The organism is Tardiphaga sp. 37S4 (assembly GCF_021044645.1).
GTDB lineage: Bacteria > Pseudomonadota > Alphaproteobacteria > Rhizobiales > Xanthobacteraceae > Tardiphaga > Tardiphaga robiniae.
Genome location: NZ_CP088008.1, coordinates 398353 through 414614, shown reverse-complemented (window position 1 = coordinate 414614; position 16262 = coordinate 398353). Strand labels below are relative to the sequence as shown.

Genomic DNA, 16262 nt, shown 5'->3' with positions numbered 1-16262 from the left:
CCAAACGGCAAGTAGAACTTTTGGGAGACGCACAGTGACCGGTGAAAAATCAAGGGCGCTCGTTCTCGGAACGACAGTCTTTTGGAAGAACGATAAAAATGACTTTGGCACCGTCATCGCCAAGGACTGGAGTAGCGTCACGGTCAAATGGGATAGCCGCGCCAGCCAGACAATCATGCACAACGATATGGATAGCTGCACGGCAGCTTGAATTTACTTGGCCCAAACGAGCATTCCTGACCATCATTCGCGAAAGCCGACGCGACGCCAACCCGCCGCTGAAATCATCGCGAAACGCCCGCCGGGACAAGTCCGACGGGCTGCCAGTTATGTGGTCATTTGGCCGACAGCCGGGCGCCACCAGACTTGCGGCGCCAGGCAAAAGAGGCCCGATCAGCCAACCCGAAGGTTTTCCGCCGACGTCTTGCCACGGTTGGCCACTTCCTCAAAGCTGACCTTGGCCCCTTCATTCAAAGTGCTCAGCCCCGCCTTCTCGACGGCCGAGATGTGAACAAAGACGTCTTTGCTGCCATCGTCCGGCTGGATAAAGCCGAAGCCCTTCGTCGCATTGAACCATTTTACTACGCCAGTGGTCACTTCAGTTCTCCCGGTTGTCTCTCAACGATAGCAACCCTGAATTCAGGAAGGAGTCAATCAAGCAAACTTCCATCTCCTGAATTGATGCGGCTGTCGGCTGCCAGGACGACGGGTGGCGGTCGTCCGCCCGCGATGCCGCGATGCGACAGCGGCTTTAGGCAACATAATCTCCGGGAGACCCAACCGACGTGCTAATGTCACCGAAGCCCAGTGCGGGCGGAGGACCAAACCATGGCCAAAGGCGAACAACGGAACAATCGCGAAGTAAAGAAGCCCAAGAAGGACAAGGCCAAGACGATCGCAGCAGCTCCGACCATGAAGGGCCTGATGCACCCCGAGGCGGAAAAGCCCCGAAAGAAATAGTCGAACAGAGCGCATCGCCAACATAGCTGCAGCATCTGAGGTCACGGGCACCCGACGCATGATCCATGCGCTCGATAGCGCTACCGCGTTCGCGGTGATCGAGAACCAGAAAATTCAATCAAAATGTCCAATCCCCTTCCGGGGCGCTCCGACGCGCATCGGCGATCATGCCAGATGGAGCAATCATGACACATGAAGACCTGGAACTGATCCGTGAGATCGTCCTGCACGGCGGCGCAAAATATACGGCTGGCAATATCGATCGCAGCAAATACCAGCGCCTTGTCGATCTCGGGTGGCTATCGCCCCTCATCATGAACAAGACAGACATTGCCTATGAGACGACAAAAGCAGGCGAAGTGGCAGCGAGCTGACCCAGCACCCGGGGAGCGGCTCTAGCCGCGCGCGACGATTTTTCCGGTCGCGAACTGCTCCAAAGCGTAGAGCGCACTTTCCTCATACGTCGCACCCGGCAGCGGTTCTGCGACCACGATCAACTGGCCAATGGTCAATTGAACCATGCCATCCAGGATGTCGTAACTGGCTTCGTACGTCACGCCGGCCAATACCAGTTCGACATAGCCATGCCAGAAGCCCTTCAACTCCGACTCCCAACCAGATCGATAAACGTCTGAAGTTCTGCAGAAAAGCGCTCGGCCTGCCTGGCATCCAGCCATAGTTTTATCGTCGACGTCGCCGACAGGACAAAGGCAACCCCGAAACCGCCCGCATTTGGCACACACAGCGCCGACCAGCTGTCTGCTTCGCTCACGATCTTCCGTTCGTTGGGAGTTCCCGTTTCCAGGACGTGATTGATTTGGATCTTAAGTTCGATTGCATCGTCGAACGACAGGGAAATCTCCTCTCCGCTGAAGTTCAAAATTAGCCAGCAATCTTTTTGCTTGGATTTGACGTCGGAGGTGAAATTGAAGGCCATGGTGGAACCATGCGCCTATGCCCGTGACGGTCAATCAAATTCGTCGCGACACTATGCGACTTGATGCACAGCCCTTCCGTAATCGCCTAGCTGCCTGCCAATCGGGAGCAAGTTTCATGTGGCAGCCAAGGTCTGCACGCTTTAACTGGACGTTGCGGCCTCGCGTCTGAGGCGCACTGAGGCGCAGACAAAGGGGCGATAAAATGGACGACGGGTGGCAACCAATCAGCACCGCACCGAAGGACGATGAAAGGATCATCGTTGCGGGTGGAACATGGATACGCGGAAACAAGGACAGGCTGCCTCAGACATTTCCATGCCTCGTCATCTGGGACGAAACCGAGTGGCTCATTTGCGACAATGAAGGGCCGCGAGCGCTCATACGGGGTCCCAAAATCTGGATGGCAATCCCGCCCGCTGACTTGCCTTCAGCATCGGAATTGCTGAAGACGATCTGACGCATTTCATTAACCATACGATGCTACCCGTCCTGTAGCGCGGGTCTTGTCGAGCGTACCGCGCCAACTCTGGAGTCGCAGATGCAGGTCATCGAAATCACGGACCTCGTCGAGGCCAGGCGCGCTCGTCTGGCTCAATATCACGGGCTGCCGCGCGCACTTCAGCTGAACGGTCAAACCGTCACGGGATCGGTGAGATCCGTCGTGATGGATGCATCGGCAGCAAAGTGGACTGTAAAGCTCGTTGCAACGCCACCTGTCGTCGACAGAAAATATCGTCTGCGCCGCTCCGCCTAGAACCGGACGCGGACCCGCACGACGACATCCGACTTTCTTCACCTACGCCATACCGCGGTCGCATGTATCCGTAGCCCCCCTATTCTCCTGAACCAGCCACCCAAGGCACGGGCAGTCCAGCGGATTGACCTCAGCGATTCCGGCGGCAAATCAGAACCTTCGAATTAGGTCGACTTCCGAACATAAAGGGCATCTACTGCACCGCATCATCGCCCGTCCTTAGGCATTCACCGGTGACAGAGAGTTCGGTCGCGCTCCCGCCCAATGTCTCGGGACTGCCATGCCTACCTCCGAATGTACTTTGGAATCGCAACAGCACAGGTCCGGACGGTGAAGGCTTCTCACCTTGAAGCTGAGCACGCCGCGATGATCGCGCTTGCGGCAGCTGCTCAACTCCCTCACGGAGACGAGCGAACGCTTGCCATGCGAAAAGCCGGACAACTGCAACTAATCGCAGATGCGAGGAAGCATCGGCTACACAAGCCGGAAGCGACACAATTCGTGCTTCCAAAATAATATCTTCCATTCTTAATTTCCGACCGGAAGCGTAAGATCTGAAGATCATCGCAAGAACCTCGGCTTTTACCGGCGTCTGTGAGCACTGTTTCCCCCTCAACAAGGGGGTGGCCATATCAGAGCGTTGGACGATCAATATCCGGGATCGGCCTCTGCCTTTGGTACTACTGTCTCTCCTCTTGGCTCTTCTTAATTGTTGGCGCCATCGTTATTCAGCAGGGCTAAATCGCCTCCGGTCAGAACGCGTCATAATCTGCGTGACGCCAAATCCTCGATTGAACGGAAGCAGATCTTGCACGATCTCAACTTGAGGGGAGGTCTCAATGTCAGAGCTGGAATTCAGTGCCGTGAATGACCTTCAACACACGCCGCAACACGCCAGATGTAACGAGCAGTCCGAATATGATGCGGCGATCGAGGTTGCTGCGAAGGCAATCAGAAAGACCTGGGATACGATGGGCGACATGCCATCACCGCTTTACGAAGATGAAGCGCGGCAACTCGGTAGAGCAGCACTCGATGCCATTATCGCTTCGCAACCAGTCATTCGGACGACCACATGACCTCCATCAGGCTGGCAAACACGCAGCATCTAACGACGGCCTTTCCATGAACGGCGCGCGTGCCGCTCGATACAGACGTTTGGCAACCGCCCAAAGCAGTCCCGAGGTGTACCGGCTACTTATGCTTCTTGCCGACGAAGCCGAAAAAGGAATTCTCTGCATCTCAGCCTTCAAACACCGACGTCCGCCCCACGTTGTCGCAAAATCAACATGAGACGCGTGCGCGGCATGTAGTCGTCGCTTCAGGCAAACAATCACCTTTGTTCGCCAACCACTGCAAGGACATGAACCGTTGAATTGGCTACCTATAGACACCGCACCACAAGACGGAACGCCAATATTCCTGGCTGGCGGATACGATGACAATTCGGATCATGCCATGGAATCCGAGGCGGAAAAAATGCGAACCGCCTGCCGCGCATGGTGGAACGACGGCGACTGGATTATTACCCTGGCTGAAGCAGGATGCGTCAACGTCACCCGGATTGATCCCACGCACTGGGCGCCTATTGAAGAACCGCGCTAGCCCAACAAGATCGGATTGCCTTGCGGGCAAGACCGCGTTGCGGCACTTTTAACAATCAGTCAAACAGAGGCTCAGAGTAAAATCCGCCTGCGAGGACCTCGAAAAGCGCTGCGTTTCCATCATACCGAGCCTTCCATCGTGTGCTGCTGAAGCCACTGTTGAACAGATCACCATCGTCCTGCACCTGCCATTCCCAGAAAAGCAGGGGATGTGGAGTGACTGTGACTTCCAGGTTTGGTTGGCGATACATAGCCACCATGTCGAGCCTCACTTTCGAAACAGCATTTACAAAAGGTCGCTTCCTGCCTGTTTATCTGAAGGCGCCGCGCGCCGTTCTGCAGCGATCGGGGCGCTTGCTCTTGACAGATGACGGGCAGAGCGCCTCTCATTCTGCAGTGATGATGACACCATCGAACCAGCCATCGATGACATTCACCATGCGCTCCTGAGTCGTCGCGTCAATCCAATTTACAGCGGGCCTCCACCAATCCGTCGGCCATATATCCGCCGTGCCCGGATTGACGTAGCTGATTATCCGCCATCCATCCTGCGAGGCTAAACACGATGCGTGTCGCGATGTTAGCGCCTATATCCTGGCGAACTCCTCCCCGGCATTACGGCCCGTGGGAACTCGTGACGAGCTTGCTGACGGAGGCACTGCTCTTGCGGGGAGTTGACGTCACGTTGTTTGCCACGAAGGACAGTTTGACATCGGGAAATCTCGCAGGTGTCGTGCCGGCACCATACTCTGAGGACCCGTCGCTCGACGCCAAGGCGTGGGAACTCCTGCATGTTGCAAATGTCTTCGAGCGGGCCGGCGAATTCGACATCATCCACAATCAGGCAGATTTTGTACCGCTGGGCTTCTCTCGCCTTGTGGACACGCCAGTCGTCACAACCATTCACGGCTTTTCATCAGCCCGTATTGTTCCGGTTTTCAAGGAGTATGAGGATCGTGTCCATTATGTCGCAATCAGCGATGCCAATCGCCATCCCGACCTTCGCTATGCGGCAACGATCCATCACGGCATTCCGATCGACGAGTTTCCCTTCGATCCGCTTGGCAGCGACGATCTTCTATTCTTCGGTCGCATTCATCCCGATAAAGGGGCTGCGGAAGCGATAGCAACTGCCGAAGCGGCGGGCCGCCACCTCATCATGGCCGGTATCGTTCAGGATGCGGACTATCATCGACGTCATGTGGTGCCAGCACTGGGAAGGTCCGCGACTTATCTCGGTCCGGTCGGAGGTCTGGAGCGGACACGCGTTCTGGGATCCGCACAGGCATTGCTTCACCTGATCAATTTCGACGAACCATTCGGGTTATCAGTTGTTGAGGCGCTTGCCTGCGGAACACCGGTGATCGCGCGTAACCGCGGATCGATGCCCGAATTGATCACAGATGGCGTGACAGGTTTCCTGGTCAATAGCGCCCTCGAAGCTGTTCAAGCCGTTGAGCGCATTGGCGAACTGGATAGACGCGCCTGCCGGGCGGCGGTTTCTGAGCACTTTACCGTCGATAGAATGGCAGATCGCTACCTGGCTCTATACCAATCTATCCTGGGCTAACCGACGGAGAACCGCAGCGAGAGCGAGATCGCCTTCAGGGCCGCCCTCGTCCACATACATTGAACACATAGACGTCGTAATGTTCCTGGAGTTCGGGCTTTCGCCGAGCTTTATGGATCCAAACATGATTGCTATTTCGACACAGGTTCAGGCGCCTGATGACTTTCAGCGCGTGGCGTTCGACATAAGACACGGCAACCGCCGAATCGCGTGTACCCTGACGACCAAGTTTCCAACCAAAGATCAGGCCAAAAGGTACTTCCACGCCAACAGGCCGCTGATCGAAAAACTGGCGCGCGAGCAGATGGAACTGGTTGCAGCCAACGAGGGTGAGATCAAGCTGGTGATGATCTAGAGTCGCCTGCCATACTCTCCGTGCTGCGAAACAAAGGCCTGATCTGATCTTCAGGATTGGCTCAAACGATGACGCAAGGGAATACCCACTATGGCGAAGTCGCTGCTTTCCAGACACGACCTCGAACATGCGGCATTGCTGCAAATCCGCAGCTGCTACGGGTGCGAAGACGTCACGGCCGTGACCATTGACGAGATCGCAGACCCTCGCTTTGAGACGAACTGGGGCATTCTCTCACTTCACCGAGCGGCCGACGTGCAATTGAGGCTCACCGCAGAGCTCAATACAGTCCGCGCGATTGACGGCACGCAAGAAAGATTGCGCAAGCTCTACAACCTCAAGACCAACTGAGCTCGCCTAACTTCTGGTGAAGCGCATACTCCAGATCGACGGGGAGCGGTTCCGCCGCCCCAGGACGAATTCCGTCAGGGGCCACCGCCCTTTCAGGAGCGTGCCTAGCAGCGCATTTTTGACCTCCTCGCGACACGCATCATCGACCAGCAGAATGTTCCCATGCATGACGCGGGATAGGCAATCCCAGGATTATGTCGACTTCGGATGTAAAAATCGCTAGGTTCCTTCACATCACCTCGGTACGATAGGCGCTCGGTGACTGAGGGCCGTGTGTGCTCCCGCCTTGATGGGAGCAGCTTAGGTGTCATCATCTCGAGATAAGACCAACGTGCTTGTCGTCGAAGACGAGATGGTGCTGCGTATGCGAGCGGTCGACATCGTTGAGGATGCAGGATTTACGGCCGTCGAAGCGACGAATGCCGATCAAGCCATCAGCGTGCTTGAGGCGCGATCCGACATTTCGCTCTTGTTTTCGGACATCCAGATGCCCGGTAGTATGGATGGATTGAAGCTTGCTCATGCGGTCCATGAACGCTGGCCACAGATCAAGATCATCCTGGTATCCGGCCAGATAACCCCCTCAAGCGACGAGAAACCGGAAAACAGCCGCTTCTTTGGTAAGCCCATCGACAGCAAGGAAATGATCGCCGAACTGCAAGACATGATCGGTGCAGGCACCCTTGAGGTCGTTTCTGGCCAGGCAGGTTTGACCGTCAATCCGACGCGGCCAAGCCAGTCTATCGCGGAAGAGACACTGACGGCCGAGAACGACAGCTTACGACTATTGCTGGAACAGGCTGGAATAGATGCCAAGCTGTTGCTCGCGCAGGCCGGCATAGACGCCAAGGAGCGGGAAGCAGCCGACAAGCTGCAAAAGCTTGTGCTCGGCGAATTGCACCACCGCATCAAGAATACCCTCGCAACTGTAAGTGCGATCGCTTCACAAAGCCTTCGGACCGCTACCAGCGTTCAGCATGCGCAGCAAGCCATCGAGGGGCGACTTCTTGCGCTCGGTCGAGCTCATGACCTCTTGATGCAAGTCAGTTGGGCGAGTGCCGGACTCGAGATGACAATCCGTAATGCCACCGAGCCCTATGACAACAAGGGAGTTGGCCGCTTCGCTGTCTCAGGACCCGAAGTAGATATGGGGTCGGGCGCAGTTATCGCCCTGGCGATGACGCTCAACGAACTTTGCACCAACGCCACCAAGTTCGGAGCGCTTTCGGACCCGAGTGGCATTGTTAAGGTCGACTGGACGATCGACCAGGCGTCGCAGCAACTGACCTTGATCTGGATCGAAAGCGGCGGCGCGCTGGTCAATCCGCCCGTCCGCCGCAGCTTTGGCACACGCATGATGGAATCGCTCGGACGGCAACTGAACGGCACTGTGCGTTTGGCTTATCCACCATCAGGCTTCATCTACACTCTGGAAGTACCGATAGCCTCGCTGAACAAATGAGCCAGTGGACGGCTTGTTTGGCTCAATCTGTCGGGAATGGCCCGCATTTGGCGGCTTTTCTTTCAAGCGAGAAGGTCGCTAGGTGGCAAAGCCGGTCCCAGTAGCTGTCCAATTCCCGGAAGTCTCCGGCTAGCACCGCGCTGCCAGAGAGACCGAAGGTCACCAAAATAGACCTCGACTAGTCGGCAGCGTGTTCGGTCGGGCGCCGTTACCCGCCAGAGCCGTTCGAGAACACCCGGCTCGCGAGCACATCCGAAGCCTCCAGTGACATGATGTCGTCGGCGCTCAGCACGCGGTCGAGATCGGCGACAAGCCGGTTGGCTTGACGCAGCCGCATGCGGTCGAGCGCGTTGCGGATCGAACGGGCGTTGGAGAACAGCGGCTGGGTCTTGCGCAGCGCGATGTAGCGGACGAACGCTGCGCGCGCATCGGCGCTGAATTTGTAGTTCATATCCCCGAGCATCAATTCGGAAATGGCGAGCAATTCGTCGTCGGCATAGTCGGGGAAATCGATGTGGTGGGCGATGCGCGAGCGGAAACCGGGATTGCTGCCGAAGAACTTGTCCATGCGGTCGCCATAGCCGGCGAGGATCACCACCAGATCCTCGCGCTGCGATTCCATCACCTGCAGCAGGATCTCGATCGCTTCCTGGCCGTAATCGCGCTCATTATCAGGCCGATGCAAGTAATAGGCCTCGTCAATGAACAACACGCCGCCCATCGCCTTCTTCAGGATCTCCTTCGTCTTCGGCGCGGTATGGCCGATATATTGCCCAACCAGTTCGTCGCGCGTCACCGACACCACCTGCCCTCGCCGCACGAAACCCAGTTTATGCAGGATGCTGGCGATGCGCAGCGCCACCGTAGTCTTGCCGGTGCCAGGATTGCCGGTGAACGACATGTGCAGCGTCGGGTTGCCCGACGCCAAGTCCATGCGCTTGCGGATGCGTTCGATCAGCAGCAGCGAAGCAATCTCGCGAATCCGCGTTTTCACCGGCTTCAGCCCGATCAATTCACGATCGAGCTGATCGAGCACCTCGCCGATGCCGACCTCGTCGAACTCACGGCGCAGATCGACCTGCGTCGTGGGCGACACGTCGCCGGCGCTATCAACCACCGTCAGCGTGTTCACGACCCACCGTAGCGTTGGCCTTCGGGTCGATCGACGGCATAGGATTTGGTCGTATAGCGGATGTTGCGGCCTTCCATTTCATGCCGCTCGAGCCGGAAGCCTGGCTCTTCCTTCGGACGGTTGACGATGAAGGAGAGCCGCACCGATTCCCAGCCATGGCTCGAGTCGAACGCCGACAGCCGGATGTAGCGATCGCCATACACCTTGCGGCATTCGGTCAGTTCCATCAGCACGCCAGCGGCGTCGCGCAGATCGAACATCGGCAGGCCCCACATTTCCCAGAAATTGTTGCGGGGATGCGGATCGTCGGTGAATTCGATGTTCACGGCCCAGCCATTGGCGAGGCAATACTGCACCTGTTTTGAAATCTGTTCATCAGTGAGATCGGGCAGGAACGAGAAGCAGCCCTGGGTAATGCGCATGATCGTACTCCTTACAGCGAGACGCTGGCGGTGGGGGCGTAGTCGGGCATGTCAGTGGATTCATAATTGAAGGTGACGTTCTTCCATGTCTCCAGCGCCGCCTTCAGCGGTGTGCAGGTCATCGCCGCCTTGGCAAGAATCTCCTCGCCTTCATGCAGGTAGTCGCGACCTTCGTTGCGAGCGAGGATCATCGCTTCCAACGCGACACGGTTGGCGGTGGCGCCGGCCTGGATACCCATCGGATGGCCGATGGTGCCGCCACCGAACTGCAGGATGACGTCTTCGCCAAGGTGATCGAGCAACTGATGCATCTGGCCGGCATGGATGCCGCCCGACGCGACCGGCATCATCTTGTTGAGGCTGGCCCAGTTTTGCTCGAAGAACACGCCGTGTTCGAGCCGCATCGGATTGTAGTCTTCGCGGCAGATGTCGTAATAGCCGCGCGTCGTAGCCGGATCGCCTTCGAGCTTGCCGACGACCGTCCCGGCATGGATGTGATCGACGCCGGCGAGCCGCATCCATTTGGCGATGACGCGGAACGAGACGCCGTGATTGCGCTGCCGCGTATAGGTCGAGTGTCCCGCGCGGTGCAGATGCAGGATCATGTCGTTCTTGCGCGCCCATTTCGCCATCGACTGGATCGCAGTGTAGCCGATGACGAGGTCGATCATGATGATGACGGAACCGAGCTGCTTGGCGAATTCGGCGCGTTCGTACATGTCCTCCATGGTACCGGCGGTGACGTTGAGATATGTGCCCTTGATCTCGCCGGACGCCGCCTGCGCCTTGTTGACCGCCTCCATGCAATAGAGAAAACGTTCGCGCCAATGCATGAAGGGCTGCGAGTTGATGTTCTCGTCGTCCTTGGTGAAGTCGAGCCCGCCCTTCAGCGCCTCATAGACGACGCGGCCGTAGTTACGACCGGACAGACCCAACTTCGGCTTCACAGTCGCGCCAAGCAGTGGGCGGCCGAACTTATCCATACGCTCTCGCTCGACCACGATGCCGGTGGCCGGGCCCTGGAACGTCTTCACGTAGGCGACCGGAAGCCGCATGTCTTCCAGCCGCAAAGCCTTCAGCGGTTTGAAGCCGAACACGTTGCCGATGATCGAGGCCGACAGGTTGGCGATCGAGCCGTTCTCGAACAGGTCGAGATCGTAAGCGATATAGGCAAAGTACTGGCCGGGCGAATTCGGCACTGGATCGACCCGAAAACACTTGGCGCGGTATTTTTCAGCAGCCGTGAGGCGGTCGGTCCACACCACGGTCCAGGTCGCGGTCGAGGATTCGCCGGCGACTGCTGCCGAAGCCTCGATCGGATCGACGCCGTCCTGCGGCGTCACCCGGAACAATGCGATGATGTCGGTGTCCTTGGGTACATAATCGGGCTCCCAATAGCCCATCTTCTTGTATTCCATGACGCCGGACTTGTAGCGATCCTTGCCGCGGATCGTGATCGAAGCATGTTCATTCATGTTGGCCTCCTCGTTTGGATCCGGCGTCACCGGATGGAATAAGGTCTGTTCACTCGGCAGCTTGCGCGATGTTGCCGATCTTCGGGTCGAGCGCGCCACTGCGATAACGCTTCGCCATTTCGGCCAGCGGAATCACCTTGATCTGTGCGGCGTGACCCGCGGTGCCGAATTGTTCGAAGCGTTCGCGGCAGAGGTCGCGCATCGCGTCCATCGCCGGTTTCAGGAATTTTCGCGGATCGAATTCGCCTCTGGTTTGCGCGGCAACCTTCCGGAAGGCAGAGGTCATTGCAAGGCGGCAGTCGGTGTCGATATTGACCTTGCGGACGCCGTGTTTGATGCCGCGCACAATTTCCTCGACCGGCACGCCCCAAGTCTGCGGCATCTCGCCACCAAATTGATTGAAGATATCCTGCAGAGGCTGCGGCACTGATGACGATCCGTGCATCACCAGATGCGTATTCGGCAGCCGGCGGTGAATTTCTTCGACGACCGTCATGGCGAGAATGTCGCCGTCCGGCTTGCGCGAGAACTTGTAGGCGCCGTGCGAAGTCCCCATCGCGATCGCCAGCGCGTCAACCTTGGTGGCACGGACGAAATCGACCGCTTGATCCGGATCGGTGAGCAACTGGTCGTGGCTGACCTTGCCCTCGACACCGTGGCCGTCCTCCTGCTCGCCACCGCCATGCTCCAATGAACCGAGTACGCCGAGTTCGCCTTCGACAGAGGCGCCGATCCAGTGCGCGATATCGACCACGCGACGCGTGATGTCGACATTGTAATCGTAGTCAGCAGCAGTCTTGGCGTCGGCCTTCAGCGAGCCGTCCATCATGACCGAGGTAAAGCCGTGCTGTAGCGCGGTGGCGCAGGTGGACTCTTCGTTGCCGTGGTCCTGGTGCAGGCACAGCGGGATCTGCGGATGCATCTCTTCCAGCGCATCGATCATCCTCGCCAGCATGAAGTCGTTGGCGTAGGAGCGCGCGCCGCGCGAGGCCTGGATGATGACCGGCGCATCGACCTCGGCGGCGGCCTCCATGATCGCTAGGCCCTGCTCCATGTTGTTGATGTTGAAGGCCGGCACGCCGTAGCCATGTTCGGCGGCGTGATCGAGCAGTTGCCTCAGTGTAATGCGTGCCATAGGTCCTCCATTCCGTTGTCTTGTCCCGAACAACTCATTCGGCGGCAGCGATGCGCGAGCGGGCAATGCAGCGCATCGCCGCCGTTGCGACCGCCGCGGCGGTGATACCGAATTCGCGATACAGATCATCCGCAGGCGCCGAGGCGCCGAATCCGGTCATGCCGACGAACTCACCGCCATCGCCAAGCCAGCGCGCCCAATCGCCTTCGATCGCGGCCTCGACACCGACGCGCGGAGCACTGCCGAGAATTGCCGCCCGATAGTCGCCGGGCTGTTGCCGGAACAGATCGAAACACGGCGCCGACACCACCGCGGCGCGGATGCCGTCATCGGCAAGCAGCTTTGCCGCAACAATCGCAATCGACACTTCGGAGCCGGTCGCGATCAGGGTGACGTCGCGGCCACCTTCCGGCTCGATGACGGCATAGGCACCGCGCGCGACCCGGTTAGTGGAATCGATGCCATCGCGGAACACAGGCAGCGCCTGACGCGACAGGCAGAGCACCGACGGCGCATGGGGCGTCCGCAACGCGCAATCCCAGGCCTCGGCGGTCTCGACGGCGTCGCCGGGACGGAACACCAGCAGATTTGGAATCGCGCGCAGGGAAGCCAGGTGCTCGACCGGCTGATGGGTCGGGCCGTCCTCGCCAAGCCCGATCGAGTCATGCGTCATCACGTGAATGACGCGGATGCCCATCAACGCGGCCAGTCGGATCGCGGGGCGGCTGTAATCGGCAAAGCACAGGAAGGTGCCGCCATAGGGAATGAGGCCCCCATGCAAAGCAACGCCGTTCATCGCTGCCGCCATGGCGTGCTCGCGCACGCCGTAATGAACGTAGCTGCCGTCGAAGGCATCGTGCTGGATCGGCGCCTGCATCCTGGCGCGCGTGAGGTTCGAATGGGTGAGGTCAGCCGATCCGCCGAGCAGATTCGGCAGGGCATCGGCAATGACGTCGATGACGAGTTGCGAAGCTTGCCGGGTGGCGATCTTCGGTCGCTCCCGCAAGAAATGGGCGCGAATCTTGGCCAACGCATTCTCGTATCCGCTGGAAAGCTGGCCCTTCAGCGCGGCCTGAAAGTAGTCCCGCACAGCGCCGTCGAGACGCGAAACGCGCCCCGCCCATTCCGCATGCGCCGTCTGTCCGCGCGCGCCGACCGCGCGCCATTGTCGCGCCACCGCATCGGGAACGTGGAACGGTGCGTGCGGCCAGTGCAGCGCGTCGCGCGTCTTCGCGATCTCGTCCGCGCCCAGTGGCGCGCCATGCGCCTTCTCACTGCCTTGCCGATTTGGCGCGCCGAAGCCGATCACCGTGCGGCACGCGATCAGCGACGGGCGGTCGTTGTCGCGCGCCCGTGCAATGGCTGCGGCCACGGCCTCGGGATCATGGCCGTTGACGCGGCAGGCCGACCATCCCGATGCAGCGAAGCGCGCAAGCTGATCGTCCGAACACGACAGCGAGGTCGCGCCGTCGATCGAGATCTGGTTGTCGTCGAACAGCACGACCAGACGATTGAGCCGCAGATGTCCCGCCAGCGAGATCGCCTCGTGGCTGAGGCCCTCCATCAAGCAGCCGTCGCCGGCGATCACGTAAGTGTAGTGATCGACGAGACCGTCGCCGAAACGCGCATTCATCAGGCGTTCGGCCAAGGCCATGCCGACCGCCGTGGCGATGCCCTGGCCGAGCGGGCCGGTGGTCGTCTCGACGCCCGCGGTGTGGCCGTATTCGGGATGGCCGGGTGTCTTCGAGCCCCATTGCCGGAACGACTGCAACTGATCGAGCGTCACCTCCGCCGATCCGGTCAGATGCAGCAGCGCGTAGAGCAACATCGAGCCGTGGCCGGCGGACAAGATGAAGCGGTCGCGGTCTGGCCAGGACGGATCGGCGGCATCGAATTTGAGGAAGCGTGAGAACAGCACTGTCGCCGCATCGGCCATACCCATCGGCATGCCGGGATGGCCCGACTTCGCCTTTTCCACCGCGTCGATCGCGAGAAAGCGAATCGCATTCGCCATATCCGCGTGCGGAACGGTCGCGTGATCAATCTGGGGAGCGGGACTCTGAATATTCATGCCGTGCGCCTTTTGCGTTCCATCAATTGCAGGATCAGCGGGGTGAGGATGAGCTGCATCGCCAGATCCAGTTTCGAGCCGTGGATCACGATCGAGTTGGCACGCGACATGAAGCTGTTGGGGATCATCGACAGCAAATAGGGGAAATCGATGCCGCGCGGATTCTTCAACCGGATCACCACCATCGATTCATCCGGCGTCGGGATCCACCGCGCGATGAAAGGGTTCGAGGTGTCGACCGTCGGCACACGCTGGAAGTTGATGTCGGTCTCGGCAAATTGCGGGCAGATGTAGTTCACATAGTCCGGCATCCGCCGCAGGATGGTGTCGGTGACGGCTTCCTGCGTGTAACCGCGATCCTTGCGGTCGCGATGCAGCTTCTGGATCCACTCCAGATTGATGACGGGAACGACGCCGACCTTGAGGTCAGCATGCTGGGCGATATTGACCTTGTCGGTCACCACAGCGCCATGCAGACCTTCGTAAAATAGCAGGTCGGACTTTTCCGGCAGCGGGCCCCATTCGGTAAAGGTCCCCGGTGCCGCACCGTATAATTTGGCTTCGTCCTCGTCGTGCACGTAATGACGGGCGGTGCCGGTGCCGGATTCGCCGTAGTCGCGGAAGACTTTCTCCAGCTCCTCGAACAGGTTGGTTTCCGGGCTGAAGTGGCTGAAGTGCTTGTTGCCCTTCTCGCCTTCCTCCAGCATCTTCGTGCGCATCTCGACGCGGTTGTAGCGATGAAACGCATCGCCCTCGATATAGGCGGCGGCGACTTTCTCGCGACGGAAAATGTTCTCGAACGTCTTTTTCACCGACGTGGTGCCGGCGCCCGATGAACCAGTGATCGATATGATGGGATAGCTGCGCGACATTTTGCTCTGCCCCCGGCTCAGCGAAACAGGCCGCGCCGCGCAAACAGCGGCGCGTCGCTATTGTCGAACATCGGCTCGATTCCTTCGTGAATGGCGGCAACGTCGCGAACCCCGCGCATCGAGCCCATGATCAGCGGCACGCGCTGGTGCGGCGTTCGCGCCGAGAGTTCGAGGATGCGGCGACGGCCGGTGGTCGCGGAGCCTCCGGCCCATTCCATGACCAACGCCATCGGGTGTGCTTCGTATAAAAGGCGTAGGCGCCCTTCGCGGTATCCGGGGCGCGCGTCGGCCGGATAGAGGAAGACGCCGCCGCGGACGAGAATGCGAAGTGACTCGGCGACCAGCGAGCCGATCCAGCGCATGTTGAAATCGGCACCGCCGTCGCCACCAATGCCGGCCAGGCATTCGTCGATATAGGTCCGCACCGGACCGTGCCAGTGCCGCCGGTTCGACGCGTTGATGGCGAATTCCGGCGTATTGGGCGCAATCCTGACGCCTTGTGCGACGAGCAGGAATTCACGCGCGCGGCGGTCCAGGATGAAGATGTCGACACGCCCGTTGTGCGCCAGCACCAGCGTGGTCTGGGGACCGTAGACAACGAAGCCCGCGGCGCATTGGGCGGTGCCGGGCTCGAAGAAGGTGGAAACCGCATCGTTGCCGCGCGGGCGGATCGAGAAGATGGTGCCGACCGAAATGTTGTTCTCAAGATTGGCAGAGCCATCCAGCGGATCGATCGCGACACAGAGCGGCGCAGCGACATCGAGGATTTCGGGCAATTCCGCCTCTTCCGACAGAATGGCGGCGACGGGGGTCACGAGCAGCGCGCGGCGCATCATCCTGTCCGCGACAAGATCGATGTCCTTCTGCGCGTCGCCGTCGGAATTCACGCCGCTGAGACGACCCGTAATGCCGGCCAGCGGGCCGTCGGCAATGACGTCGGCAAGGTCGATGGATGCAGCGGCGATTCCCTCGATCACGGCGGCGATCGCAAGCCGGTTCGGCGTCTTCACCCCCGCGCGATCAAGATGCGAACGCAATGTCACGCGTTCATCCATAGCCGTTCCCTCATCGCCGCCCTCTGCGGGGCCATTTTCAAAGCGTCGTGCCGTTCGGCCGTCCGCGCACCAACAACATCCCAGTTTGTAGAATTAGTAAAATATT

The 16262-nt window shown here is 59.3% G+C and carries 20 protein-coding genes; 10 read left to right on the top strand and 10 right to left on the bottom strand.

Features of this window, described 5'->3' with window-relative positions:
- Nucleotides 1-34: 34 nt before the first annotated feature.
- Nucleotides 35-211, top strand: a complete 177-nt coding sequence (locus tag LPB73_RS01965; RefSeq protein WP_158596714.1) for a hypothetical protein — start codon at nucleotides 35-37, stop codon at nucleotides 209-211.
- A gap of 182 nt (nucleotides 212-393) precedes the next feature.
- Here the strand turns inward: LPB73_RS01965 and LPB73_RS01960 are convergent, their stop codons facing one another.
- Entirely contained in the window at nucleotides 394-597 is a 204-nt protein-coding gene (locus LPB73_RS01960; protein ID WP_068734860.1) for a cold-shock protein, read from the bottom strand.
- Nucleotides 598-828: 231 nt separating this feature from the next.
- On the opposite strand from LPB73_RS01960, the gene LPB73_RS29085 reads away from it, so the two are divergent.
- Both LPB73_RS29085 and LPB73_RS01955 read left to right on the top strand, forming a co-directional pair.
- Nucleotides 829-960, top strand: coding sequence for a hypothetical protein (locus LPB73_RS29085; RefSeq protein WP_256461247.1), 132 nt, complete (start codon nucleotides 829-831; stop codon nucleotides 958-960).
- 185 nt (nucleotides 961-1145) lie between these two features.
- Entirely contained in the window at nucleotides 1146-1334 is a 189-nt protein-coding gene (locus LPB73_RS01955) for a hypothetical protein (protein WP_093756915.1), read from the top strand.
- A 21-nt stretch (nucleotides 1335-1355) separates the two neighbouring features.
- Here LPB73_RS01955 and LPB73_RS01950 read toward each other — a convergent pair whose 3' ends face one another.
- Entirely contained in the window at nucleotides 1356-1562 is a 207-nt protein-coding gene (locus tag LPB73_RS01950) for a hypothetical protein (RefSeq protein ID WP_089266057.1), read from the bottom strand.
- Entirely contained in the window at nucleotides 1559-1897 is a 339-nt protein-coding gene (locus tag LPB73_RS01945; RefSeq protein ID WP_068734854.1) for a hypothetical protein, read from the bottom strand. The genes LPB73_RS01950 and LPB73_RS01945 overlap by 4 nt, the downstream gene beginning before the upstream one ends.
- Before the next feature lie 539 nt (nucleotides 1898-2436).
- On the opposite strand from LPB73_RS01945, the gene LPB73_RS01940 reads away from it, so the two are divergent.
- The 7 genes from LPB73_RS01940 (at nucleotide 2437) to LPB73_RS01910 (ending at nucleotide 7994) form a co-directional block, all read left to right on the top strand.
- The gene (locus LPB73_RS01940) at nucleotides 2437-2652 is read left to right on the top strand and encodes a hypothetical protein (RefSeq protein WP_147421564.1); all 216 of its coding nucleotides are present in this window, start codon (nucleotides 2437-2439) and stop codon (nucleotides 2650-2652) included.
- A gap of 839 nt (nucleotides 2653-3491) precedes the next feature.
- Entirely contained in the window at nucleotides 3492-3731 is a 240-nt protein-coding gene (locus LPB73_RS01935) for a hypothetical protein (RefSeq protein WP_231079423.1), read from the top strand.
- Between the two features lie 379 nt (nucleotides 3732-4110).
- On the top strand, nucleotides 4111-4257 hold the full coding sequence (locus LPB73_RS01930; protein ID WP_158596715.1) for a hypothetical protein: 147 nt from the start codon (nucleotides 4111-4113) through the stop codon (nucleotides 4255-4257).
- 633 nt (nucleotides 4258-4890) lie between these two features.
- Nucleotides 4891-5826, top strand: coding sequence for a glycosyltransferase family 4 protein (locus LPB73_RS01925; RefSeq protein WP_210269098.1), 936 nt, complete (start codon nucleotides 4891-4893; stop codon nucleotides 5824-5826).
- Between the two features lie 79 nt (nucleotides 5827-5905).
- Entirely contained in the window at nucleotides 5906-6181 is a 276-nt protein-coding gene (locus LPB73_RS01920) for a hypothetical protein (protein ID WP_231079422.1), read from the top strand.
- A 90-nt stretch (nucleotides 6182-6271) separates the two neighbouring features.
- Nucleotides 6272-6532 carry a hypothetical protein gene (locus tag LPB73_RS01915; protein WP_231079421.1) on the top strand — a complete coding sequence of 87 codons (261 nt, stop codon included), beginning with the start codon at nucleotides 6272-6274 and terminating at the stop codon, nucleotides 6530-6532.
- Between the two features lie 331 nt (nucleotides 6533-6863).
- A complete protein-coding gene (locus LPB73_RS01910; RefSeq protein ID WP_231079420.1) occupies nucleotides 6864-7994 on the top strand; it encodes a sensor histidine kinase in 1131 nt (376 codons plus the stop codon).
- 208 nt (nucleotides 7995-8202) lie between these two features.
- Here the strand turns inward: LPB73_RS01910 and cbbX are convergent, their stop codons facing one another.
- Genes cbbX through LPB73_RS01875 form a run of 7 tightly spaced genes read right to left on the bottom strand, consistent with a single transcriptional unit; the run spans nucleotide 8203 to nucleotide 16156 of the window.
- Nucleotides 8203-9117 carry a CbbX protein gene (gene cbbX / locus LPB73_RS01905; protein ID WP_231081036.1) on the bottom strand — a complete coding sequence of 305 codons (915 nt, stop codon included), beginning with the start codon at nucleotides 9115-9117 and terminating at the stop codon, nucleotides 8203-8205.
- Between the two features lie 5 nt (nucleotides 9118-9122).
- Entirely contained in the window at nucleotides 9123-9548 is a 426-nt protein-coding gene (locus tag LPB73_RS01900; RefSeq protein ID WP_115033522.1) for a ribulose bisphosphate carboxylase small subunit, read from the bottom strand.
- Between the two features lie 11 nt (nucleotides 9549-9559).
- Nucleotides 9560-11023 carry a form I ribulose bisphosphate carboxylase large subunit gene (locus tag LPB73_RS01895; protein WP_089266271.1) on the bottom strand — a complete coding sequence of 488 codons (1464 nt, stop codon included), beginning with the start codon at nucleotides 11021-11023 and terminating at the stop codon, nucleotides 9560-9562.
- Between the two features lie 49 nt (nucleotides 11024-11072).
- On the bottom strand, nucleotides 11073-12158 hold the full coding sequence (gene fba, locus LPB73_RS01890) for a class II fructose-bisphosphate aldolase (protein ID WP_184511863.1): 1086 nt from the start codon (nucleotides 12156-12158) through the stop codon (nucleotides 11073-11075).
- Nucleotides 12159-12192: 34 nt separating this feature from the next.
- A complete protein-coding gene (gene tkt, locus LPB73_RS01885) occupies nucleotides 12193-14172 on the bottom strand; it encodes a transketolase (protein WP_231079419.1) in 1980 nt (659 codons plus the stop codon).
- A gap of 53 nt (nucleotides 14173-14225) precedes the next feature.
- Nucleotides 14226-15101, bottom strand: coding sequence for a phosphoribulokinase (locus LPB73_RS01880; protein WP_231079418.1), 876 nt, complete (start codon nucleotides 15099-15101; stop codon nucleotides 14226-14228).
- Nucleotides 15102-15118: 17 nt separating this feature from the next.
- Complete coding sequence (locus LPB73_RS01875) at nucleotides 15119-16156, bottom strand: class 1 fructose-bisphosphatase (protein ID WP_231079417.1); 1038 nt, start codon at nucleotides 16154-16156, stop codon at nucleotides 15119-15121.
- Nucleotides 16157-16262 lie beyond the last annotated feature (106 nt).